Here is a 22,525-nt window from a genome sequence, read left to right as displayed (position 1 = left end):
GCGATACACCCCACCGAGCGGCAACGCACCTCAGCCGCCGAGGTGCTGGCCGCAGGACGTAGGCGTGCGGGTCACCGCCGCGCTCGGGGTCCCACTCCTGAAGCCGGGTGTGGCACTCAGGACACACCGACCGCTGCCACTGCGCCCACGCCAGCGCCTTCGCCCGGTCCAGCTCCGTCCAGCGGCCGTCGCCACCGAGGAACTGCGAGTGCGGGATCCGGAACTTCTCGCACAGCTCCAGCTCGGCACGCAGCTGAGCGTCGCGGCTCAGTCTTTTCCCAGCTCCACCCGGGTTTCCTGCTGCACGGACCAGGCGGCCTCCCACAGCATGTTCGCGTCGGGCGCCGACCAGCTGTTCAGCAGCTCGGCGGCCTCGGCCTGGTTCATGCCGTCGAAGGACGCCGCGGCGATCAGCGCGGCCGGGAAGGTGTCCGGGTTGAACACTGAGCCCTCGCCGGCCTGCTCCTCCGTCGGCGGGTGTTGGGAGATCAGCTCCTCCAGCACCGGGCGGGGCAGGGCGAGAAAGGTGAGGAAGTCGGAGGCGTCGTCCAGCGCCGCGCGGGCCTCCTCCAGAGCGACCGTGGCTTCGGCAGCATGCTGGGTACCCCGCTCGTCGCCGGGGCTGGCGTCAGCCAGCAGGAGAGCGCGAGCGGCCGTCTCCCGGGCCTCCTCGAACTGCTGCCGTAGCCGGTCGTCGTCGCAGATGCGCAGCCGGTTCTGCGGCCGGGCACGGCCGCGCAGGCGTTCCATCTTGGCCGCCCATGCCCCCTCCGCCGCCGACCTCGCGGCGGCGGTGGAAGGGGACGGCGGGCGCTTGGCCGGTGCGGGGCGCGACACGCTCAGTCCTCGTCGCTGTTCTCGTGCACGGTGGCTGCCGCCGCGGTCGCGGTGGCGGCCACGACGGTCACGTCGACGTGCTCACCGTGCTCGTGGTGGTCGTGCCCGTGCTCGTCTTCGCAGTCCTCCGCCGGGTGGGGCAGAGGGATCGGGCGGATCGTCTCGGGCACCGGGCTGTCGAGGGAGGGGACGTCGGTGATGGTGAAGTCGACCTTGAACTTCGCGGCCTCGTTCCCGGTGCTGTAAGTCGCAGCTCGGGTGGCGACCTGTACGGGGAAGACGTCGACCGAGCGGGAGCCGGGGATGTCACCCTTGTGGAGCAGGACGATGTAGCCCTGGGCGCCCTTGGGCAGTTCCTGTTCGATGGCGTCGCTGAACCGGTCCTCGTAGAAGGTCAGCGAGCTGTTGTCGGCCTTGTCGTTGCCGGGGATCGAGGAGTTGAAGGTGGTCCCCATGTCGGGGGTCTCGATCGGCTCGTTCGTCAGCGCCCAGCCCTCGATGTCCGACACTGCGCTGGTCAGGTCGAACCGGTTCGGCTCGGACAGCTCCGTGCGGGCAGGCCGCTTCGGATCACTGATCTTCTTCAGCCAGTAGATCTTGGAGATGCCGCGCCGCAGGAACCGGGTCTGGACGGGCTTCCTGGACGGCTTGTTCAGGGACACAGGTCCGCTCCCGCTTCCGGGGCAGCGTCCCAAGTCGAGGCCCTGCCCCTTGAGTTCAAAAGGGGGTTCGCCTGGCCTGGGGCCTAGCGTCCGCGCGGGCCTCCGCGGTGAGGAGCCGAAGAACGGGTCTTCAGGCTGGGGTCACGGTGATCGTGAACCGCTGTACGTAGGACACGATAGCGCCTGCCGCCGACACGGAGGTCTCTCCTCCGGCGTCGTGGTCCAACTCCCGGTCGATAACCCGGGCTTGGGGAACTCGCAGGTGGTGGGTCCAGCGGCCGCCGCTGCGGCCGACGACGCCGGCACGTACCCGGTCGGCCAGCCACTGCACCTGGTCCCCGCGCTCACCGACCGAGGTCACCTGGTACGTCCAAGCCGCATCCGCGTGCCAGTCCCACAGGGGCGGCCCGGTGAACGCACTCGGCAGCGAATCGAGGATGGTGTACGGCGCGGCGGTAGGGTTCCACTCGCCCGACTCCGTACGTGCGCGGGGTAGTTCGGCCACGCCGCAGGGGCGGCCGGTGGCCTGCTCGATGAGCATGGCCAGTGCCCGGGTCACCGGTAGACGGGCCAGGCTCACGGCAGCACTCCGTCCTCCAGGGCCTGGACGAAACCAGCCTCGGTCTGCCGGAAGGCGGGCTCGACGTGCAGGTACGGCGGCTGCCGGTAGTGACGGCCGAGCGCATCGACGCCGACGAAGCCGTACTCCAACCGGCGCGCCTGCGGAGCATCGGTGAACACATCGGCGGTCACGTGCCCGCCGCTGGTGCTCATCCGCACCTCCCAGGAGGCCCGGTACTGGCCGGTGATCACGTTCGGTCCCGGCCTGCCGGAGGCGTTGCGCTGGATACGCACCCGCAGCAGCATCGCGTGATGCCGGGTGATCGTCCGCGTACGAGCATGAGCGGCTGGCCCCAGGCGGGCCAGGGCAGCAGCCAGCGCGATCGGATCCCGGAACGCGGTCGCGTCAGGGTGAACGTTCGGGTGCGGGTTCATCTCTGCCATCAGGCGATCGACCGCGACGACCACCCTCTGAAGGTCTGGCAGATGCTCGGGCCGGGGCCGGAAGCCCTCGACCTCCAGCATCCAGCCCTTCCACAGCGCACCCTCCACATCCTCCAACAGCTCACCCGACAGCTCCTGCCGTCAGAGGCGGGTGTCGGCGTACTCCTCCTCCAGCTCCGCCCGCGCCGCCGACGACAGGTTGGCGTCGTTCTCTCGCATGTGGCCGCGCGTGAGCACTACTCGGGGCGCTTCTCCGCCTTCCCTGTGCGCCTTTTCCTGGTTGCGACCACGTTCGACGAGCCGCTTCACGTGGGGCAGTGGCTTCGGCGTCGTGGAGATGACGACCTGGGGGGTGTCCGCCTCGCGCAGGCAGAACCAGATCATGTCGTACACCTCTTGCGCGGTATGCCGGGACCAGGCGGCGTACTCGTCGCACCAGGCCTTGTCGAAGGCCCAGCCACGCAGGTTGTCTGGCGTCTCCGCACCGAACCCGTGTATCAGCGTGCCGTTCTTCAACCGCAGCGTCGTCTCCCCCAGCGACGAGTTGTACTTCGCCACATCCTCCGGCGGGATGACCGACAGCAGCCCGGACTTCGGGGAGTCGAAGCAGATGTCACGCACCAGGGTGGCGTTCTTGGCGACCACAGCGATCTGCAACCCGGGCGTCTTCGCCCACTCCCGGACCGCCTCCGCCGCCGTACGACTCTTCCCCCAGCCGCGCCCGGTGAGCAGCATCCACACCGTCCACAGCCACGACGGCTGCCGCTGCGCCGCGCGAGCGTGATGGTGCCGCCATCCCTCATGCGGCAGGCCGTCACAGCCCGGCACCTCGCACGCCCACCGGCGCGCCGACAGCTCATCGGCGCGCACCAGCTCGGCGACCTCGGCCTTCAGCTGTTCCAGGCTCATCACCGACGGGTCGGTGAAACTCTCGATCATCTGGCGCTTCGCCCGCCCCCGGATCACTGCGCACCCTCGGCCAGACGTCGCTCCAGCTCCCGCCGCAGCTGATCCATCCGGGCCCGACGCTCCTCATCCGTCAAGCCAGCAACGTCCCCACCCTGCTCCGGAGCCACCGCCGTACCGGCCGCCGACGGTGCCTCGCCGACCGCCCGCCGCTCGATCTCCGCCGCCACCTGGATGTACCGCAACAGGTCAGACGGCGACAGCTCACGAGGGTCGAGAGCCTGAAGCCGCGCCACAGCCTTGCTCTGCACAGCCTGGGCCAGCTTCGCGTGCCTGCAGGCGATCTCCCGTCGCGCATGCGCCTGCTCGGCAAGGAACAGCCGATCCTGCTCACGGTCGTACGCCGCCGCCCGCATCACCCACGCGTACTGACGCGACCACCGGCCCAACAGCGTGCGAGATTTATCCAACTCCCGTGCCACCTTTGGTTCTGTACACGAGATTGGGCAGCAGTTGTTCAGCACTTCGGACAGCGCCCAGCCCCGTCACCGTTCGATTTCATGCGCGGGGCAGCCAGGAACCGGCTTGGACGGGACCGCATTGCGAGAAAAGCCATGGCTCGGCCGAACACCCGAGGCTAACTTCGGACGATGCGGATCTTGCATCTCTCTGACACCCATCTCGACCGGTCCGGTGGCCCTGACGCCGACGGGGCCGACGGCAGTGCGGCACTCCGCCGTCTGCTGACCGAACTGGGCCATCTGCACGACCTCGACGCGGTGGTGGTCACCGGCGACGTCGCGGACGACGGCTCCCACGAAGCGTATGCGCGGGCGCGTGAGCTCCTGTCCGACTACGCCGGCCGACGCGGGGCCAACGTCTTCTTCGCCACCGGCAACCACGACGAGCGCACCGCATTCGCGGACGTGCTGGGAAGCGGCCACGCCCAGCCCGAGGCCGTGTATGAGGGAGCCGCCGGTGAGCGGGCGGGGGCAAGCAGCCTCAAGGGATGGCGACTGATCACCCTGGACACGCTCGTTCCGGGCAAGGGCTACGGTCGACTCGACGGCGGCCAACTCGACTGGCTCCGCGAACTACTGACCACCCCGGCACCGCTCGGCACTGTTCTGGCCTTCCACCACCCGCCGGTCGCCCTGGACGTCGGCGTTCAGCGGGCGCTCGGCCTGCAGAACAGCGCAGAGCTTGCCGACACGATCCGCGGGACCGACGTTCAGCTCATCCTGTGCGGGCACTTCCACCTCCAGATTCTGGGGCGCCTGGAACAAGCGACCGTCTGGGTCACCCCCGGCGTCGTCAGCCGCATCGACCTCACCGCCCGCCCCGGCACCGAGCGCGCCGTCCACGGCCCGTCGGCCTCCCTCGTCCACCTTGGAGCGCCCAACGGGCCACTCATCCACACCCTCCACGCACGAGACCCGCGTATGGGTGAGACGGTCTACGAGGCCGACGAAGAGGAGATGCGCGAGGTCATCGAAAGGCTCGGCCCCTCCTCTGCGAGCCTGAGCTGAGCCTGCGGCCCGCTGGACCGCCGCCTGCCTGCCGCTCGCGCCGAGCGGCAGGCAAGGCAGTCACGGACGTCCGCACAGCTGACGTCCGGTGAGCATGCCAAGACCATCGAGGAGGCGGGCTGTATTCGTCCCCTGGCACCCGTTGCGGTTGCTGGCTGTTCGAATCGAGAGCCCCACCAGAGCGCTGTCCGAAGTAATGAACAACTGCTGTCCGATCTCGTGGACAAAGCCACACCTTCGTGACACTCCGAGCCGGACCCAGATCGCGATATGCGGCGAACGCCTCGAACGCCTGACGGGACTCACCGTCCCGGCGCTCCCAGGTGTCGACGACGCACCGGTCAACCACCGGCTGGCCTTCCTTCTCCCCATGCGCCACCGAATCCCGGCCACCTGCACGGACCAAGGTTAGATGGGCCAGCCGCTGCGGCCGACGCGACGAGGTCGAAGCCACATCAAGATCTCACGGGTATCAGGGGCCGCATGCATCCTGCCGCACCGTCGGCGCGGTGACTCGACGCCTGCAAACTATGTTATTGCGACGCCCCATTCGAGATATTGTCAAGACCTGTGGATCGAGGGTTCTGACATCTCAGGATGCGGTGACGAGCTTCTTCCTGTTCGGGGTGGATGAATTTTCCGGAGGCCAGCATGGCGTACTCAGGTCTCCATGCCTCGGCGTATTCCGGGTCGCCGGCGAACGGCAGCGCCAGGGACCGTACAGCCTGGCAGGGCCATGCTTCGGCGTAGTAGTAGAGCGAGTCAGGTGGCAGCAGTTGACAGCAGGTATCGCAGCCGGTGAAGTATCTCGCCCGTTGCTCGCATCGGCCCCCGGCCGTCTCAAGGTAGGTAGCCGCCATCCGCTTGGGCTCGTGGGCAACGAGCTGCTCAAAGCCGGTTTCGTCAAGTCGCATCAGCAGGAAGCTGAGCAGCTCTTCCATCCACAGTTCATGACGGGCCACGGCTCGATGATCCAGTTTTCAGCGCCCTGACACAACGCTCAGGGTGCGTGATCAGCGGGGTTGTTCAGGCTGCGGTGGCTTCGGGGCGTTCGACGAGGTGACCGTTCTTGAAGCGGGTGCCGGTGCGGACGAGGGGGACGAGGTGGGGTGCTGTGATCGCGCGCCAGCGGGTCTGGGCGGACCCGGCGAGCTTGAACACCATCGCCAGGGCCGCGGCCGAACTGCCGGCTCCGCGGGTGACTTTGGTCCGCAACTTCACGGTGCTGAAAGTGCTCTCGATGGGATTTGTCGTGCGCAGGTGCACCCAGTGTTCCGCGGGGAAGCCGTAGAACGCGAGGAGCTCGTCGGTCTCGCAGGTGACCTTCTTGGCCGCTTTCGGCCACTTCGCTCCGTAGGTGCGCTCGAAGTCCTTGATCGCCTTCTCGGCGTGGTCGCGGTCCTCGGCGTTGTAGATCTCCTGCAGGGCCTTCTTCGCGCCGGGCTGAGTCGACTTCGGTAGCGCGTTCATGACATTGCGGACCTTGTGAACCCAGCACCTCTGGTGCCTGGCCTGCGGAAACACGTCTGCGAGGGCCTTCCACAGGCCCATCGCGCCGTCACCGACCACGAGTGCGGGATCGTGCATGCCTCGTCGGCGGCAGTCACGCAGCAGATCCGTCCATGACTCGGTCGATTCGCGCAGCCCCTCGGCCAGGGCGATGAGTTCCTTGCGGCCGTCGGGGCGCACGCCCATGAGGACCAGGACGCAGGAGTGGGCCTGGCCGAGGCGGACCTTGGGGTGGACCCCTTCGGCCCACACGTAGACGTAGTCGGAATCCGACAGGCCGCGGGCCTGGAAGGCAGTGTGGTCGTCGGTCCACTGCTTCGTCAGCCGGGTCACCGTTGCCAGCGAAAGGCCGGCCGAGGAGCCCAGGAACTGCTCCATCGCGGGCACGAAATCCCCGGAGGACAGTCCGTGGAGGTAGAGCAGGGGCAGGACCTCGCTGATCTTCGGGGACTTGCGGCACCACGGCGCAAGGATCTTCGACGAGAACCGCTTGCGCTCACCGGTCTCCACGTCGACGCGCCTGTCGTTCACGCGGGGCACCTTCACCGCGACCGGCCCGGCGGCGGTGGTCACCGTCCGTTCTCGATGATGGCCATTGCGGACCACCAGACGGCGGCCGGCCTCGTCCCGCTCACCAACCAACTCGGCTATGTACTGGTTGACTTCGGCCTCCAGGGCCGCGGCGAGCATTCGCCGGGCACCCTCGCGGACGATGTCGTCCATCAGGGATCCGGTCTCGGTGGTTCCGTCGATGTTGACTACGCTGAGCACGGGCGTGGTGCGCCGTTTCACCGGTCATAAGCCGCACGCCCGGTTCGGGAAGGGGCCGTCGGAAAAGGACCCGAGCCCCGGGCACCTCGTCGGCGGCCTACTTCACCCTTCCCAACCCGCGCTGCAACGCGGGTCTACTCGGTGACCTTGAGTCGATCACTCGGGAAGGTACGCCCTCCGCCTTTCGCGAAGCACTCTCCCGAGACCGATCCACAAGTCCTGAGCATTGCTCGCCCCATTCAGGTACGCTCTCAACGTCTTGTCTCGTATTACTTGACAACGTTTAGCGATACGAGAAGACCAGAGGCCCCGCCCTCCCTGCCCATGCGACGGGCCGGACCACGAGGACGGGGCCGTGGTGGTGACGTGGGCCTCAGCTGAGTTCGCTGCTCAGCTGGGGCTCACACGCTTCAGACCCACGGGCAGTGCTCGTAGAGCCACGCGCCCACGAGGAAGACCTCGCAAGTCGCGCACACACGCTCCGAAGAGACGTGCTGCCGAACGTGGATCCGCCACCAATCTCGGAGCTTGCGCCTCAAGACGGTGGCTCCCTTCCCGGCCCGGAGGCCGACGATGCGGGATCGCGTCCCGCGGCGCTAGGGGTAGTCCGCGCACCCCAGCTGGAAGGTGCGGGCCAACGCCCGGAAGAGATAAGCAGCACGACAATACAACGCAGGCCCGCTGGTAGATGGAGAACTGACTTACGGAGTAGCCACTTTGAGGGCCATGTGCGCCAACTGCGGAGTCCGAGCGGGAGCGATGTACACCTGCGCCACCGATTTACGGCACGATCGAGGAACCAACGCATGAGCGGCCGGTCATGGGTTATCGGCCCTGCGCTCCCGAAGCTACGGCGAAGTGACAAGTAGCGGTACGTAATGGTGTGGCGAGGGGTGGCGCCTGTTGGCGCTTGCGTTTTGGGGGTTCTTGCGGGGTGGGGTCCTGTCTCAGGGTGACGACTGTCACTGACAGTTGAGGCAGGAGGGGCACATGCGGCAGCAGTGGGAGTCGGAGGACCTGATCGAGGTCTGGACGCTACTCGAAGACGACATGGCGAAGTTGCGGAACAAGTCCGGAGCGAACCGGTTGGGCTTCGGGCTGATGCTGAAGTTTTTCGAGGTCGAGGCGCGTTTCCCGGAGGCTGCCGCGGAGGTGCCGGCGTCGGCGGTGTCGTATGTCGCGCAGCAGGTGAAGGTGCCTGCCGAGGAGTGGGCGGCGTACGACTGGACGGGCCGGGCCATCAAGCGGCACCGGGTGGAGATCCGGGATGCGTACGGGTTCCGGATCTGCAGCGAGGAGGACCAGGTCCAGCTGGCTCAGTGGCTGGCCTCGGAGTTGTGCCCGGTGGAGCTGTCGCGGGAGCGGTTGGCGGAGGCGGTGGTGGCCCGGTGCCGCAATGACCGGATGGAGCCGCCGGCGCCGGGGCAGGTGGGCCGCTTGGTGGGTTCGGCGGTCAGCACGTTTGAGGACGGGTTCTGCCGGAGCACGACGGAGCGGTTATCGGCCGCGACGCGGTCGAGGCTCGACGACCTGGTCGCGGAGGACGACAGCGAGGACTGTGAGGGCAAGAGCAGTGTCGGCGGCGGGCAGACGTTCTTCACCGAGTTGAAGGAGGACCCGGCGGGGCTCGGGCTGGAGAGCCTGCTCGGTGAGATCACCAAGCTGCAGCGCGTGCGCAAGCTGGAGATGCCGCCGGAGCTTTTCTCGGATGTCTCGGAGAAGCAGGTCGCGGCCTGGCGGGCCCGTGCCTCCAAGGAGTACCCCTCCGATCTGCGGGCGATGAAGACGCCGGTGCGCTACGCGCTGCTGTCCACGCTCTGCCACGTGCGGTAGACGGAGATCACGGACACGCTGGTGGAGTTGTTCATCCAGCTGGTGCAGAAGATCAACACGCGGGCGGAGAAGAAGGTCGAGGGCGAGTTCATCAAGGAACTCAAGAAGGTCCGCGGCAAGGAGGGCATCCTTCTGCGTCTGGCGGAGGCGGCCATCGCGCAGCCGCAGGGCACGGTGCGCAAGGTGATCTATCCGGTGGCCGGTGAGACCACGCTCAAGGCTCTGGCGGCGGAGGCGAAGGCGAATGAGGCCCGCTACCGGGCCCGGGTGCGTACGGTGTTGCGTTCGTCGTACTCGGGGCACTGGCGCCGGATGCTCAAGCCGTTGTTGAACGCGCTGGAGTTGAAGAGCAACAACACCGTGTACCGGCCGGTGATGGACGCGATCGACCTGCTCAAGCGGTATCTGGACCAGCCGATCGCGGAAGAGGCGTACTTCGACGAGGCGGAGAAGATCCCGCTGGACAAGGTGGTGCCTGACCAGTGGCGCAAGGCCGTCGTCGACGACAAGGGCCGCGTGGAGCGCATCCCTTACGAGCTGTGCGTTCTGGTGTCGCTGCGGGACGCGCTGCGGCGGCGGGAGATATGGGTGGTGGGCGCGAACCGGTGGCGCAACCCGGAAGACGACCTGCCGCCGGACTTCGACGACAACCGTGATGTGCACTACGACGCGATCCGCCAGCCGCTGGATGCCACGGCGTTCACCGACGCACTGGAGAAGAAGCTCCGCGACGCGCTGACCCGCTTCGACACCGCCTTGGAACTCGGCATGACGGGCGGGGTGGAGATCACCAGCAAGCGTGGCGAGCCGTGGATCAAGGTGTCGCCGCTGGGCAAGCAGGAGGAACCGGAGAACCTCACCGCCCTGAAGACGGAGATCCAGCGCCGGTGGGGCACCATCGACCTGCTCGACATCCTCAAGGAGGCCGAGTTCGCCACCGACTTCACCGACGAGTTCGTGTCGGTGGCCACGAGGGAGGCGACCCCGAAGGCGGTGCTGCGCCGCCGGCTTTTGTTGGTGCTCTTTGCGCTGGGCACGAACATGGGGATCGAGCGGGTCACGGCCACCGGCAAGCACGGTGAAACGGAAGCCGTGCTGCGCCGTACCCGGCACCTGTTCGTCAACCGGGCCAACATGAGGGCCGGCCTGGTGAAGTTGGTGAACGCCACCTTCACTGCCCGCGACGAGCAGTGGTGGGGCGAGGGCACCGCATGCGCGAGCGACAGCAAGAAGTTCGGCTCCTGGTCATCGAATTTCACGACCGAGTGGCACCAGCGCTACCGGGGCCCGGGAGTCATGATCTATTGGCATGTGGAGCGGAAGTCGGTGTGTGTCTACAGCCAGCTGAAGTCCTGTTCCGCCTCCGAGGTCGCGGCGATGATCGAGGGCGTGCTGCGGCACTGCACCGAGATGGTTGTCGACCGGCCGTACACCGATACGCATGGTGCCTCGATCGTCGGGTTCGCGTTCGCCCACATGCTCGGCTTCAACCTGCTCCCGAGGCTGAAGAACGTCGGGTCCGCCCGGCTGTACCGGCCGGCGACCGGTGAGGATGACACCTGGCCACGTCTGGGGCCGGTGTTGTCGAAGAAGACGATCGACTGGGAGCTGATCCGCCAGCAGTACGACCAGATCGTCAAGTACACCACCGCGCTCCACCTGGGCACCGCAGAGGCCGAGCAGGTACTGCGGCGCTTCACTCGCGGCGGCCCCAAGCACCCCACATATCAGGCGATCGAGGAGTTGGGGCGGGCGGTCAGGACGGCGTTCATCTGCGACTACCTCGCCGATGCCGAGCTCAGGCGTGAGATCAATGACGGGCTGCAGGTCGTGGAGAACTGGAACTCCGCGAACCACGATCTGTTCTACGGCAAGGACGGCGACCTGACCGGGGACGACAAGGAGAGCCAGGAGGTCTCCATGCTCGCCCTGCACCTCCTGCAGTCGGCGCTCGTGCACGTCAATACGCTGCTGCTGCAAGAGATCCTGGCCGAGCCGAAGTGGGCCGACAAGCTCACCGACGTCGACCGGCGGGCCCTGTCCCCGCTGTTCTGGACCCACGTGAATCCATACGGGCGCTTCGAACTCGACATGAGCAACCGGCTCGACATCAGCCTGCCCACGGTGCCCGGCCCGCGCAGCGCACCCGATGACGCCTCGACCGCGCAGACCGGGCCGACGGCTGGTGCGGGCGGCCGCGGGTGAGGTTCGCGCCGAACACGACGGGCGGCCGCCCGCACAGCCGACCGTAGCTGCCGCCGGGTAGAGGCCGGGTCAGCTGCCCGCCCGCGCCGGTGACCCGCCGCGGGCGGGCTGTCCCGGCGCCTTGGGGGCGTACGTACGCAAGGCCGGGACGGGCATCTCGGTGGGCTGGGTGACGGCGATGACCCGGTCGTCGTCAAGGTGCACGGCGAGTGCTTCGTACGGGCCCATGGGTACGGCCTGCCGATACGGCAGGGTGCCGGGTCGGCGCCGCAGTCCGGCGATCAGCCAGGCGAGGCGGGCGCGGGCGTCCCACCAGTACGAGCCCTGCGCGTACGCCCGCAAGGCGGGGTACTCGACGTCGACGTCGTCCACGGTGAGGACCGCGGTCTCGGTGGTGCCGTGGACCGCGATCATCCGGCCCGGCCGCCCGCGGCTCTGCAGCACGCTGCTGAGGCAGCCGACCGCGTACGTACGCGAGGCGGGCACGAAGGTGTCGCCGGGTTCCTCGTCGCAGCGGGCGACGGTGAACACGGTGCGGCCGTCGGCGTAGGCGAGGCGGGCCCAGGCGGAGCGGCCGCCGATGCCCCACCGGCCGCCCTCGGTCTCGGGGTAGTGCTCGCCGGACACCGGGTCGGCGCCGCTCAGGCCGACGAGCCGGTACGGCGTATCGAGGATGACCATGAACGTCTACTTCCCGCACTGGCAGGGCACCGTGACCATCGGCTCGGGGTGGAACGGCTCGCCCGGCTCACCCTTCTTGCCGCGCGGGCCGGTGCCGTTCACCTGCAGCCAGACCCGAACCCGTCGACGACGAGCCGACTACACCGCGGCGAAGTCGACGGCGTTGATACGCCCCCTTACACGCCATAGCGCGATGCCATAGATGAGGTTGAGTGTGGTGGTCGCGCCGATCAGGTACACCTGCAGAGCGGAGCCTTCCAGTTGGGGTGGTGGCGTGACCAACCAGGCGATCGAGGTGGCGTTGCCGAGAAACATGCAGACCGCGATCGGGACAGACTGGCCCGATGTGGAGGAGCGGTTGTGAAGCATGGACAGGAAGAGCCCTGCCATCATCAGGGCGTCAGCAAAGCCTGTGTAGATGGCCCAGTTGTCGTGGTAGTACCGGTGAAACATCTGGTTCAGCAGCAGGATTCCGAAGAACGCCGCTACAAGGGTCAGGCCGAACATCCCGTAGAACAGGCGTGGGGAGATCCCGGGGAACTGCGACGGGCCGTAGCGGAGCACCTGGTAGACGATCACCGTGTCGATGAAGAACCATACATACGAGATCGTCTGCAGGATGCCCGGGAGAGGGGCGATGAAAGCGACGGTGAACTCCCAGGAGATGTTCCCGCACAGGGCAACGACTGGCATGCCGTACGTCTTGTCGCGGAACCCCTGCCGGATGATGAGTACGTACGCGATGGTCCAGAAGAGCCCCGACAGTGCGACCCCGATGTCAAAGCCCAGGCTCTGCAGCATCAAGTTGTCCGACATGTGTCACCCCTGCAGATGTGTGGTCTGAGTTCGGCGGGTCATACCTGTTGCCGTCGGCTGTGAACGTGGTGGGGTAGTTCATCTGCCGGTTGGTTCACGGGCACCGAAGTCACGGCGAGATGGGCCGCCGACTTGCGCCAGTCGCTGCAGGGTTCTTGGGGCCACGGCGTGGGCCAGGTAGGCGAGCGGGAGGTAGCGGGGAAGGTCGATGGTGTTGCGGGGCCTGAGGACGGCGGCGGTGACGGCGGTTGCGACGTGTGGAGCGGTGGTGGTGGGGAGGAAGTCGGCGAGGCGGGGCAGGCGGGATGAGGGGACGTGGTCGCCGAAGAATTGGGTTCCGGTGATGACGCCGGGTCTGACGAGGGTGGCGTGGACGGGGGTTGGGGCGAGTTCGAGCTGGAGGATTCGGGTGTAGGCCTCCTGGGCTGCTTTGGCGGCGGCGTAGGCGGCTGACGGGCCGGGTGCGTAGATGCGGCCGGCGGAGGAGCCGATGGTGATGATGTGTCCCCTTCCGGCAGCGAGCATGGTCGGCAGGCCAGCGGTGACGGCGTAGACCATGGCGTCGTAGGCGGTGCGCATGGTGCGTTCGGCGTCGGCGACAGATGCGTCGGTCACATCTGCCCAGCTGACGAAGGCGGCGTTGTTGACGAGCACGTCGATCCGCCCGGTGGCTTCGTGGGCGGTGGCGATCCACTGTTCGACGGCCGACCGGTCGGTGACGTCCACCCGTTCGAGGGTGACGGCTGTGGGAGCTTGGCTGCGGGCGAGTTGGCTGCGGGTGGTAGCCAGGTTGTTCGGGTTGATGTCGCACCCCCAGACCCGTGCTCCTGCGTCGGCGAAGGCCGTGGCGATGGCTTGGCCAACGCCTGACCCGGCTCCGGTGACCAGGCAGGTGCGTCCTGCGAGTGGGTGAGGAGAGGGGCTGCCCATTGGTCATACTCCGCTGTGAGGCTCGGTCGGGACGTGCCCCAGGTGTCTGGGCCGGTGCACGGCGATCTTCGCGGACTCCGCGATCAGGGCGAGGCGTTGCCGGGTGTGTGCGAGGGCGGGCAGGCGGTCGACCCACTGGGTGATCGTGGCCCGGCCCGGCCGGAGGCGGCCGCTCGCCTGACTAGAGGCGAGGAGCAGCGCGCGGTCGCGCTGCCCGAAGGCGTTGAACCGCACGACGAACGGTGTGTGGACGCTTACCCGCGGGGTGAAGGACAGTTCGGCCAGTGGGCCGTCGGCGTCGCTGACGGCCACTGTGTTGTTCGTCCAGGTGAAGTGGGCCATCTGCTTGGGGATTCCCCAGATCTGCCGCCCGCCCCACAGGGCGGTCGCGCTGTCGACCCAGATGCAGTGGGTCCACAGACCGATGCGGTGTCCGCGGCGTTGAACGGAGACGAGCGCGAACTCGTCGTAGCGCAGGGCTCCTTCCTGGTAGCGGATGAGCAGGGCCGCAAGGGTGTGGGGGATCAGGCAGGTCGTCAGCGGTGACTTGAGGGGAGAGCGTGAGGTCAGCAGAGCGCACCAGATCTGGCCGCTGGCGTGCCATGGGGCGGGCGGGTAGCTGGTGAGTGGGGGCTCGGTCGGGAGGGACATGTCGCTCCTGGCGCTCTGGGGGGGCGGGTGGTTGGGACGGGGTTTGCTCCGGTCCGGGGGCTGGGGCAGGTGGGGACGTGCCGTCAGCCGTGGAGAGCCGCCACGGCGAAAGCGGTCGTGAGGACGGGTGAACCGAAGTGGAAGGGCAGACGGCCGAGCCGGTAGTAGGCGCAGGCCGGCCACGAGCCGTCAGGCCGTTGTTGTGCCAGCAGGAGTGTGCGTTGGCGGGCTTGGTCATGGGCGAGGCCAAGGTTGTCGGCTGTGATGATCCGCAGGGCAAGGTTGAGCGGACCGTTCTCGCCGTCCGGGATCCCTTGCAGGCCTGGGGAGGTGAAGGCGTCGTGCAGTGGGGTGCTGAGGTGGCGGGCGTAGTACCGCGAGCGTGCGCACAAGCGGGATACGGCGTGCAGGCAGGCTTCCGGGGCGGGGTAGTACCGGGTTCCCGAGAGGAAGCCGCCGGAGGTGAGGTGGTCGGCGAGGTACGCCACCGTCGCCTGGACGCGGGCGTCCGAGGAGTCGACCCCGGCAGGCGAGAGATCGAGGGTGTAGAGGATGTTGGCGCAGACGACGGCATCGTGTTTGCGGCCGCGTGGCCAGGCCTGTGGTTCCTCTCCGTCTTCCCAGTAGACCTGGAAGACGCCTGGCCATTCGTCCGGGTCGGTGTCCCGCGCTGGTTCTGAAGGGCCTGGTGGCGTAGCCGAGGACAGCAACTGGGCTATGCCGACGCGCAGTTCACCCTCGGAGAGCAGCCCGTGGGTGAACAGTCCCATCAACGCGACAGAGGTGCAGTCGGTGTCGGCGGCGAACTGCGGGTTGTCGGGGAAGAAGCAGTAGCGTCTACCGCGCCTGGCCGAGTGCACCCAGGGGGCCAGCCGGGCGGACAGGGCGTGTCCTTCGTCGGCTTCGGGCGGCACGTGCGCCAGTGCCAAGCCTGCTCCGGACGCTTCACGCCCGAGGTCGAAGCCCACTTCGACACCGTGGCGCTCGCGCAGGAAGGATCGTGCTTCCTGCCTCGGGATGATCTGTTTGAACAGCGGGTCGACGGCCAGCTGAGCACCGTACCCGTCGTGCCCGTGTTTCTCGTCGGCGAGGAATGTGAGGGCCTTGATCAACGCGTCGTGCTCTGCCACGGAGGCACCGCTGCCGTGGTCCGTCCCTCGCTCGTGTCCGGCCACGGGCAGCGCACTCAACGCGTCACGTTGGTCGGCCGTGCTGCTGGATCTCTCCGGTGTGGTCACCGTCATCGTCCGCACATCGACGACGTCCATGCCGGCGGCCAGGGCCGCCGTGACGCCCTCATCACTGTTTTCGTATGCCAGACAGCGCGCCGGCTCCACCCCCAGGCGTGCCGCAGCCAGGAGGAAGGCGTCCGGGGCCGGCTTGAGGTGCGTCACGTCGCCGCGGCCCACGACGGCGGAGAAGAGCATGCCAAGGCCATTGCGGTCCAGTGCCCGACTGATGGCCTTGCTGTCGTTGGAGGACGCCACCGCAACCGGACTCGACACGGCTGCCACACGCGCCAGGTCCACCACCGTCGGGACGGGCACGGCATGGGTGATGACCGTGCGCCAGTTGCGTGTTCCACGAGCCAGCATCTCCTCGTCGGAGAATGGCGGGGTCCAGTCGAAGTCGCTGCGCAGCTTTCGGCGCAGCTCGGCCGGGTCTGAAAGCGGGGCGGACCGCAGCCACTCCACAGAGACGGCCAGTCCGGCTTCCAACAGCGTGGTGCGGGCCGTTTCGATGTGCATATCCGCTGTGTCGAACAGGGTCCCGTCGAAATCGAAGATGACGGCCTCGTACTGGCTGGTCTTTGCTGGCGGGTCCTTGGGCACTGTCGTCCCTTCTTTCCAGACTGGGGTGTGGCGCCGTGCCGCGTCTGAGCGGGTGTGAGCCTCAGGAATCCCGGCTGGAGGCGGTCGTGGCGATCTGACGCAGCAGGATGTCGGCACCGGGTTGGAGGAGGGTGCCGTCGAGCGCGCGCAGGGCTCGTTGGGCGCGCTCCTTGACAGCTTCCTCCACGGCGTCTCTGGCTCCAGTGGCCACAAGGATGGTGCGGATCCGGTCCGCGCCGTCGGTGTCCAGGTCCGGGTCTCCGATCAGAGCGCGCAGCGTCTTGGCCTGTTCGCCATCGGCCCGCTCGAGAGCCAGAGCACAGAGCATGGTGTGCTTGCCCTCACGGAGATCATCCAGGGTGGACTTGCCTGTGCGAGCGGGGTCACCGAAGACCCCCAGCAAGTCGTCGCGCAGTTGGAACGCCTCGCCCAGCGGCAGCGCGTAGGCACTGAGCGTACGCAGCTGATGGGGAGTGGCCCCGGCGAGTACCGCACCCAGTTGGAGGGGACGCTCGAAGGTGTACTTCGCTGTCTTGTAGCGGACGATGCGCCAAGCGGTGTCGGGATCAGGGTGCTGGTGGGTGCGGCTGGCGCGGAGATCCAGGTACTGGCCGATCAAGGTCTCCGCACGCAGCGCGTTGAGCAGCGGCCATACCACCAGCATCTGCTGGGCAGGCAGGATGGGCTCGTGCAGAAGTTCGTACGACCAGCCGAAGGCCAGATCTCCCAGCAGGATGGCGGCGTTGACGCCCAGCAGGTCAGCGTCGGGGCGGTGGGCGTGCCGGGCTGCCAGGACCCTGTGTGCGGATGGCTGTCCGCGGCGGGTGGCCGAGCGATCCATGATGTCGTCGTGGATGAGCGCGAAGGCATGGAACAGCTCCAGCGAGGCTGCCACGTGCATCACCGTCTCTGGCGGCGCCTGCTCGCGTACGGCCTGCCATCCGGTGACGCACAGCAGCGGACGGATCCGCTTGCCGCCGTCCAGCATCCGGCGCAGCACCTCGGTGAACAACGCCATTTCCGGAAGGGAGCTGGTGTGTTCCTGTTCGTCGAGGAACCTCCCCAGCACGTCGTCGACTCTGGTGCGGACATCTGCCGGGTCCAAAGCGCCAGGCGTGGTCGTGGCTGTCATGTCACGCTCTCCGTTTCCGTCTCGCTCAGGGCCAGGGCCTCCTTGAGCAGCGTCTCGACGATCTGTGTTTCGGGGACGGTGCGCAGTACTTTGCCTTTGCGGAAGATCTGGCCTTTGCCGTTGCCGCAGGACACCCCTAGGTCGGCTTCGCGGGCCTCACCGGGCCCGTTCACCACGCACCCCGTGACGGCGACGCGCAGCGGGTGCGGGAATCCGTCGAAGGCGGCCTCCGCCTGGGAGGCGAGACGGTGGATGTCAACTTGGAGGCGGCCGCACCCGGGGCAGGAGACGATCTCCAGTTTCCGCGGCCGCAGCCCTAGGCCGGACAGAATGTGACAGCCCGCCTTGACCTGTTCGACGGGGTCGGTGGACAGGGAGACGCGGATGGTGTCGCCGATGCCGTCGGCGAGGAGGATCCCGAAGGCGACGGCCGATTTGATCGCCCCTTGGAAGGCTGGGCCTGCTTCGGTGACGCCCAGGTGCAGGGGGTAGTCGCAGCGGCTCGCCAACAGCCGGTTCGCCGTGATCATCGTTCGGGGGTCGTGGTACTTGACCGCAATCTTGATGTCGGTGAAGCCGTGCTCCTCGAACAAGGAGCACTCCCACAGCGCGGACTCCACCAGCGCCTCGGGCGTGGCCCGGCCGTGCTTGGCGAGCAGCCGCGGATCCAGTGTGCTGGCATTCACGCCGATGCGGATCGACACCCCGGCCGCCGCGCCGATCGCGGCAACCTGGTCGTCGAACTTCTTGATGTTACCGGGGTTGACCCGCACGCCTGCGCTGCCGGCATCGAGGACGGCAAAGACGTACCGGGGCTGGAAGTGGATGTCCGCGATCACAGGGATCGAGGACTTCGCGACGATCGCGGGGAGGGCATCGGCGTCGTCCTGGGAGGGAACGGCGACGCGGACGATGTCGCAGTCGGCGGCGGTGACCGCGGCGATCTCCTGCAACGTGGCATCTACGTCGGCGGTGTTGGTGGTGGTCATGGTCTGGACGGACACCTGGGCGCCGCCGCCGATGGGCACCGACCCGACGCGCAGTTGGCGGGTCGGGCGGCGACGCCCCGGGATCTGTGGGGCCTGGATGGTGGGCAGGCCGAGTTCGATCGTGCTCATCACACGCTCCTGGAGGCGGGGGTGGCCGGGCGTGGGACGGGCGCGAGGCGCTGGGCGGGAACGCCCGCCGCATCCGGAAGCAGAGAGTAGTTGCGGGTGCGGGCGCCCAGCACCGCGTTGACGATGCCCTCGGCGCTCAGGCCTGCCTCTTTGAGGAGATGGGGCCGCTCTCCGTGGTCGAGGAACATCCTTCGCAGGCCCAGCCGTATCACCAGGAGGGAATGTTGTGCTTCCTGGAGGGCGTGGAGCACCGCCGTGCCCACCCCGCCCTCGCGCAGACCATCCTCGATGGTGACCACCATCTTGTGCCGTACCGCCACATCCACCAGTGCGGCAGAGACGGGCAGTACCCAGCGCGGATCCACCACCGTGACACCGACTCCCAACTCCTGAAGCCTCGTTGCCGCTTCACACGCCGGATGGACCATCGGGCCCACAGCCACCACCAGCACATCGCGTGTGCCGGCCGGGCTGCGGTGGATGTTGTCCACCCCGTCGACCCGCTCCACCACGGGCAGATCGGACGGGATGCTGCCCTTGAGAAAGCGGAGCAGGGTCGGGCCGTCGTCCACACCGGCCGCCTCGGTCAGGAGTTCCGTCAAGCGTGCGGCATCGCGCGGGGCGGCGATCTGCAAGCCGGGCACATGGGAGAACACCGACAGGTCCCACATGCCGTGATGCGACGCACCATCCGGGCCGGTCACCCCGGCCCGGTCCAGGACAAACGTCACCGGCAGCCGGTGCAGCGCCACATCCATCAGCACCTGATCGAAGGCCGGTTCAAGAATGTGGCGTAGACGGCGACGACGGGGCGCAGGCCGCCCATCGCCAGACCGGCGGCCGAAGTGACCGCGTGCTGCTCGGCGATCCCCACATCGAACACCCGCTCCGGGAAACGCTCCTGCATCCGGTGCAGGCCGGTGGGACGCAGCATGGCGGCGGTGAGGGCAACGATGTCGTCCCGCGCCGCAGCAAGGTCGAGCACGGCATGGGAGAACACATCTGTCCAGGACTTGCGGGACGGGCCCGCCTTCGTACCGGCCGCCCCGGGCGCGGAAGGGAGGGGGCGGCCGGTGGCCGGATCCACGGCGCCTACCGCATGCAGGCAATCCGCGACGTCTTGTTCAGCAGGCGGGTAGTCCTTGCCCTTGACCGTCACCACATGCACCACGACGGGCCGGCGCATCGCCCTCGCCCGGCGCAACACCCGCTCCACCTCTGCGATGTCGTGGCCGTCGACGGGACCGAAGTAGGCGAAACCCAGATCGGTGAAAACATTGCGGCAGGCCCCCAGACCTCCACCGATCCTCAGCTGCTCCAGGTGTGCGGCCAGTGCCCCGGTCGTGGGGGCATACGAGCGGCCGTTGTCGTTCAGCACCACCATCACCGGCCGGTCCTTCGCGCCCCCAAGGTTGTTCAACGCCTCGAAGGCCAGCCCGCCGGTCAGCGCACCGTCCCCCACGACGGCCACCACCGCACGGTCGCCCTCCCCGGCCAGCTGGCGGGCCTTGGCCAGACCATCGGCGTAGGAAAGAGCCGTGGAGGCATGCGAGTTATCCACCAGATCATGCTCCGACTCGGCGCGCGACGGATACCCGGAAAGACCCCCCGCCTGCCGCAACGCGTCGAACTCCTTGTGACGACCAGTCAGGATCTTGTGCACGTAGGCCTGGTGACCGGTGTCGAAGACCAGGCTGTCGCGCGGGGAGTCGAACACCCGGTGCAGTGCCAGCGTGAGTTCCACCACGCCCAGATTCGGGCCCAAATGGCCGCCATTCGCGCACACCTTCTCCACCAGGAACCGGCGGATTTCAGAGGCCAGTTCACCAAGCCGGTGCGCAGGCAGTTCTCTGATTACCGCCGGGTCCTGCGCCACAGAGGGCAGCAACGGTTCTGCAGCAATGGTCTTGCGGGCCATGGCAACCCCTTGCATCCGGGCACCGGCAACAGCGCGAACCCTGACGACAGGCCGCAGACGCAACCTGAATCAGTTCCATAACTGTGCAGGTCAAACACCTGATCAGGAAGGCGTATCGGCACCGGTTGGACGCGTACACGATCTACGAAGTGCGCCCCCGCAAGCCCGACACACCTCCCGCGCGGGCTCACGAGACGCGCACCTCTCCACTGGCGAGCGCCCCCACACGTCTCACTGGCTGCCGAACGACGCAGTACGAGCTCTGCGCAACCTGCTGGTGCGGTAGCTGCCGGACCGGCGGGGCCCAACCTTGACCGTCCGGTCCGGCGGCCGGCTGCGGCCACGAGGCGGCGATGCCGAAAGGGATGCCTCGCTGATGCCGCAGACCTCAACGGCTACGGGTGCTTCGGGGTTACCGGAGCGTCAATTGTTGTCCGCCTACTTCCGCATCTCGCCACCACGGGGGTGAAAGGTCACACCCGTGGTGGCGAGGAGGCGGTGCACGCCACCGTAGGAGCGATTCGTGGCCTCGGCGCTCGAGCGGATGGAAGCACCGCCCTCGTACTGGGCCTTCAGCCCGGCGGCGACCTTGCCACGGTCCGGGCCCGCCATCAGCTTGCGGGCCGGCTTCTTCCTGGACATCGCGGATTCCCTCCCAAGGGGATAGCAGATGCCGCCATGATCGTGCCCGAGGGCGGGCTGCGGTCACTGGTTCCGCCGAACCCGCTGTCAGACCCACCGGTACGGTGACGAGTTCGAAGTCGGCAGTGATGGCGGGCGAGACGCTGGTGACCTGTGTACGGGGCGAAGACGGCGTCCGTCCCGCCGACGCGGGGGTGTTCCGTCCTCGAACTGCACGACGCGGGTGAGCTGGGTGTCCGTCCCGCCGACGCGGGGGTGTTCCGTCTCGCGGCAGGTGATGTCCTTTCGGTGACACGTCGTCCCCACCAGCGTGAGGGCGGTGCTCGCCGCGCGATCACTCACGACGCGCCGTTCCGGCTTGGCATCGTTTTACCCGTCTCACGTCTCGACATCAGGACGTCCAGGGCACGCCATGGCTCCGACTCCGGCACGTTGCCCTCGCGAACCAAGCAGTCGATCACTGCTCGTACGGCGGCCGCGGTCTCAACCGGGATCTCCCGCACGCCGAACACCGTCTCCAGCGGTGCAGTCCCCGCCCGGGTGGGCTCGGCCGTGCCCGCGTCAAACCATCCCACGGCCAGCTCGCCGAGATGCCGCTCGAACACGGTGAGGATCACGCCGAGCGCGGTCGCGCTGTTGCCGATCTTGTACGCGGCCCGCGACGTCTCCAGCGCATCGAGAACCGGCTCGTACTGCTCCAGCCCAGCCACCCACCGCTGATCCGCGGAAGCCGTGGACCACGCAGCATCGAACGCGGCCTCCGCACGCTCCAGCTCATCAGGCAGGAACATCAACTGCACGCTGGCGAAGTCGAGGTTCGCCTCACCCAGCGAAGCGACGTCCACCTTCTCCAGCAGGTCGAGGGACTTGTCGTCCAGGCCCGTGTACTGGCGCCACTCCACCGACTCCAGCTCGTCGTACAGCTCCTTCAGGATCGCCGGGTCATCCTGGCCCGCAATGGCGTTATGAGAGAGCTGGAGTGCGATCTGCCGCTGGCGGGGCAGCGGCTCCTCTATCTGCATCCACCAGATCTGGGGCAGGCCGACCTCGATGGCCGCGAGCGTGCGGTGGTTGCCGGACAGCACGATCAGCCGCCCGCTGCCGGCGTCGTTCCACACCAGCGGCGTCGAGGTCAGGTGCCCGTCCCGCTGGAGTTCGCCACCAGCTGGCGGAACTGCTCGTGAGGCAGGTAGCGCGCGTTGACGTCCAGCAGCATCAGAGTGCGAGGGTCACCCTGCACCATCTGCGGCGGGGCAAGCTGGCTGGTCTCGTCCATGGTCAGACTCCCGTCTGCGTCGTCGTGGTCCGGGCGCTCCACCGCATCGCCCACATCCCAAAGGCGTCAGCGAGCGTGTGCCCGCCCATCGCCCCCTGGTACAGGAGCTGGTACTTCCAGCCGTCCTCGTTCGACGGGCCGCGTTTGGTCAGCCTCAGCAGCCCGCGGTACTTCATCGACACCGGGTTGTTGCCGAACGCCATCGTCGACACCGCCCCAATCCGGCGCGAGAACGCCCGCTGGCACAGCAGCTGCGCCTCGGCGCTGGTGGC

21 protein-coding genes and 2 pseudogenes are annotated in these 22,525 nt (G+C 67.8%); 3 read left to right on the top strand and 20 right to left on the bottom strand.

The features are described from left to right. Nucleotides 1-267: 267 nt before the first annotated feature. From IE277_RS23535 to IE277_RS23510, 6 genes are all read right to left on the bottom strand, one after another. The gene (locus IE277_RS23535; protein WP_189955550.1) at nucleotides 268-837 is read right to left on the bottom strand and encodes a hypothetical protein; all 570 of its coding nucleotides are present in this window, start codon (nucleotides 835-837) and stop codon (nucleotides 268-270) included. A 2-nt stretch (nucleotides 838-839) separates the two neighbouring features. After that, nucleotides 840-1,499: a phage tail tube protein gene (locus IE277_RS23530; protein WP_189955548.1), complete on the bottom strand. Its 660-nt coding sequence runs from the start codon at nucleotides 1,497-1,499 to the stop codon at nucleotides 840-842. A 130-nt stretch (nucleotides 1,500-1,629) separates the two neighbouring features. Next, complete coding sequence (locus IE277_RS23525) at nucleotides 1,630-2,079, bottom strand: hypothetical protein (protein WP_189955547.1); 450 nt, start codon at nucleotides 2,077-2,079, stop codon at nucleotides 1,630-1,632. Next, nucleotides 2,076-2,612: an HK97 gp10 family phage protein gene (locus IE277_RS23520; protein ID WP_229881932.1), complete on the bottom strand. Its 537-nt coding sequence runs from the start codon at nucleotides 2,610-2,612 to the stop codon at nucleotides 2,076-2,078. The genes IE277_RS23525 and IE277_RS23520 overlap by 4 nt, the downstream gene beginning before the upstream one ends. 33 nt (nucleotides 2,613-2,645) lie before the next feature. Continuing rightward, the gene (locus tag IE277_RS23515) at nucleotides 2,646-3,443 is read right to left on the bottom strand and encodes a terminase large subunit domain-containing protein (RefSeq protein WP_189955542.1); all 798 of its coding nucleotides are present in this window, start codon (nucleotides 3,441-3,443) and stop codon (nucleotides 2,646-2,648) included. Between the two features lie 23 nt (nucleotides 3,444-3,466). Next, nucleotides 3,467-3,892, bottom strand: coding sequence for a hypothetical protein (locus tag IE277_RS23510; RefSeq protein ID WP_189955540.1), 426 nt, complete (start codon nucleotides 3,890-3,892; stop codon nucleotides 3,467-3,469). A gap of 168 nt (nucleotides 3,893-4,060) precedes the next feature. On the opposite strand from IE277_RS23510, the gene IE277_RS23505 reads away from it, so the two are divergent. After that, entirely contained in the window at nucleotides 4,061-4,939 is an 879-nt protein-coding gene (locus tag IE277_RS23505; RefSeq protein WP_189955537.1) for a metallophosphoesterase, read from the top strand. A gap of 533 nt (nucleotides 4,940-5,472) precedes the next feature. Here IE277_RS23505 and IE277_RS23500 read toward each other — a convergent pair. Together IE277_RS23500 and IE277_RS23495 are read right to left on the bottom strand one after the other, a co-directional pair. Next, nucleotides 5,473-5,901, bottom strand: a complete 429-nt coding sequence (locus IE277_RS23500; protein WP_189955535.1) for a hypothetical protein — start codon at nucleotides 5,899-5,901, stop codon at nucleotides 5,473-5,475. Nucleotides 5,902-5,965: 64 nt separating this feature from the next. Next, nucleotides 5,966-7,219 (bottom strand): IS256 family transposase, encoded by a 1,254-nt coding sequence (locus tag IE277_RS23495; RefSeq protein ID WP_189955533.1) that lies wholly within the window; start codon nucleotides 7,217-7,219, stop codon nucleotides 5,966-5,968. Between the two features lie 990 nt (nucleotides 7,220-8,209). Between IE277_RS23495 and IE277_RS47400 the strand changes: the two genes are divergently transcribed. Further along, nucleotides 8,210-9,052: a DUF4158 domain-containing protein gene (locus tag IE277_RS47400; RefSeq protein ID WP_229881923.1), complete on the top strand. Its 843-nt coding sequence runs from the start codon at nucleotides 8,210-8,212 to the stop codon at nucleotides 9,050-9,052. Between the two features lie 6 nt (nucleotides 9,053-9,058). Then, on the top strand, nucleotides 9,059-11,257 hold the full coding sequence (locus IE277_RS23490; RefSeq protein ID WP_308433416.1) for a Tn3 family transposase: 2,199 nt from the start codon (nucleotides 9,059-9,061) through the stop codon (nucleotides 11,255-11,257). Nucleotides 11,258-11,326: 69 nt separating this feature from the next. Here IE277_RS23490 and IE277_RS23485 read toward each other — a convergent pair whose 3' ends face one another. The 12 genes and pseudogenes from IE277_RS23485 to IE277_RS49605 form a co-directional block, all read right to left on the bottom strand. Beyond that, the gene (locus IE277_RS23485) at nucleotides 11,327-11,938 is read right to left on the bottom strand and encodes a hypothetical protein (RefSeq protein WP_189955531.1); all 612 of its coding nucleotides are present in this window, start codon (nucleotides 11,936-11,938) and stop codon (nucleotides 11,327-11,329) included. A 138-nt stretch (nucleotides 11,939-12,076) separates the two neighbouring features. Continuing rightward, on the bottom strand, nucleotides 12,077-12,754 hold the full coding sequence (locus IE277_RS23480) for a transmembrane-type terpene cyclase (RefSeq protein WP_189955529.1): 678 nt from the start codon (nucleotides 12,752-12,754) through the stop codon (nucleotides 12,077-12,079). Nucleotides 12,755-12,832: 78 nt separating this feature from the next. Further along, nucleotides 12,833-13,684: an SDR family NAD(P)-dependent oxidoreductase gene (locus IE277_RS23475; RefSeq protein WP_189955527.1), complete on the bottom strand. Its 852-nt coding sequence runs from the start codon at nucleotides 13,682-13,684 to the stop codon at nucleotides 12,833-12,835. A gap of 3 nt (nucleotides 13,685-13,687) precedes the next feature. Continuing rightward, a complete protein-coding gene (locus tag IE277_RS23470; protein ID WP_189955525.1) occupies nucleotides 13,688-14,335 on the bottom strand; it encodes an acetoacetate decarboxylase family protein in 648 nt (215 codons plus the stop codon). A gap of 83 nt (nucleotides 14,336-14,418) precedes the next feature. Then, the gene (locus IE277_RS23465) at nucleotides 14,419-16,167 is read right to left on the bottom strand and encodes an HAD family hydrolase (protein WP_189955523.1); all 1,749 of its coding nucleotides are present in this window, start codon (nucleotides 16,165-16,167) and stop codon (nucleotides 14,419-14,421) included. 61 nt (nucleotides 16,168-16,228) lie between these two features. Further along, the gene (locus IE277_RS23460) at nucleotides 16,229-17,299 is read right to left on the bottom strand and encodes a polyprenyl synthetase family protein (RefSeq protein WP_189955521.1); all 1,071 of its coding nucleotides are present in this window, start codon (nucleotides 17,297-17,299) and stop codon (nucleotides 16,229-16,231) included. Beyond that, entirely contained in the window at nucleotides 17,296-18,417 is a 1,122-nt protein-coding gene (gene ispG / locus IE277_RS23455; protein ID WP_189955520.1) for a flavodoxin-dependent (E)-4-hydroxy-3-methylbut-2-enyl-diphosphate synthase, read from the bottom strand. Before ispG ends, IE277_RS23460 begins: the two co-directional genes overlap by 4 nt. Further along, a pseudogene (locus IE277_RS49240) lies at nucleotides 18,417-20,335 on the bottom strand (1-deoxy-D-xylulose-5-phosphate synthase). Before IE277_RS49240 ends, ispG begins: the two are co-directional and overlap by 1 nt. A gap of 438 nt (nucleotides 20,336-20,773) precedes the next feature. Next, nucleotides 20,774-20,977, bottom strand: a complete 204-nt coding sequence (locus tag IE277_RS23445; RefSeq protein ID WP_189955518.1) for a helix-turn-helix domain-containing protein — start codon at nucleotides 20,975-20,977, stop codon at nucleotides 20,774-20,776. A 338-nt stretch (nucleotides 20,978-21,315) separates the two neighbouring features. Continuing rightward, a complete protein-coding gene (locus IE277_RS23440; RefSeq protein WP_189955516.1) occupies nucleotides 21,316-22,095 on the bottom strand; it encodes a hypothetical protein in 780 nt (259 codons plus the stop codon). 14 nt (nucleotides 22,096-22,109) lie between these two features. After that, nucleotides 22,110-22,253 carry a hypothetical protein gene (locus tag IE277_RS23435; protein ID WP_189955514.1) on the bottom strand — a complete coding sequence of 48 codons (144 nt, stop codon included), beginning with the start codon at nucleotides 22,251-22,253 and terminating at the stop codon, nucleotides 22,110-22,112. Between the two features lie 2 nt (nucleotides 22,254-22,255). After that, a pseudogene (locus IE277_RS49605) lies at nucleotides 22,256-22,522 on the bottom strand (GNAT-like putative antirestriction protein); the annotation flags it as partial. Nucleotides 22,523-22,525: the final 3 nt, after the last annotated feature.

Source organism: Streptomyces alanosinicus, assembly GCF_014650595.1.
Classification (GTDB): Bacteria; Actinomycetota; Actinomycetes; order Streptomycetales; family Streptomycetaceae; genus Streptomyces; species Streptomyces alanosinicus.
Note: the sequence above shows the minus strand (reverse complement) of the source record. Positions and strands in the feature narration are given on the sequence as shown.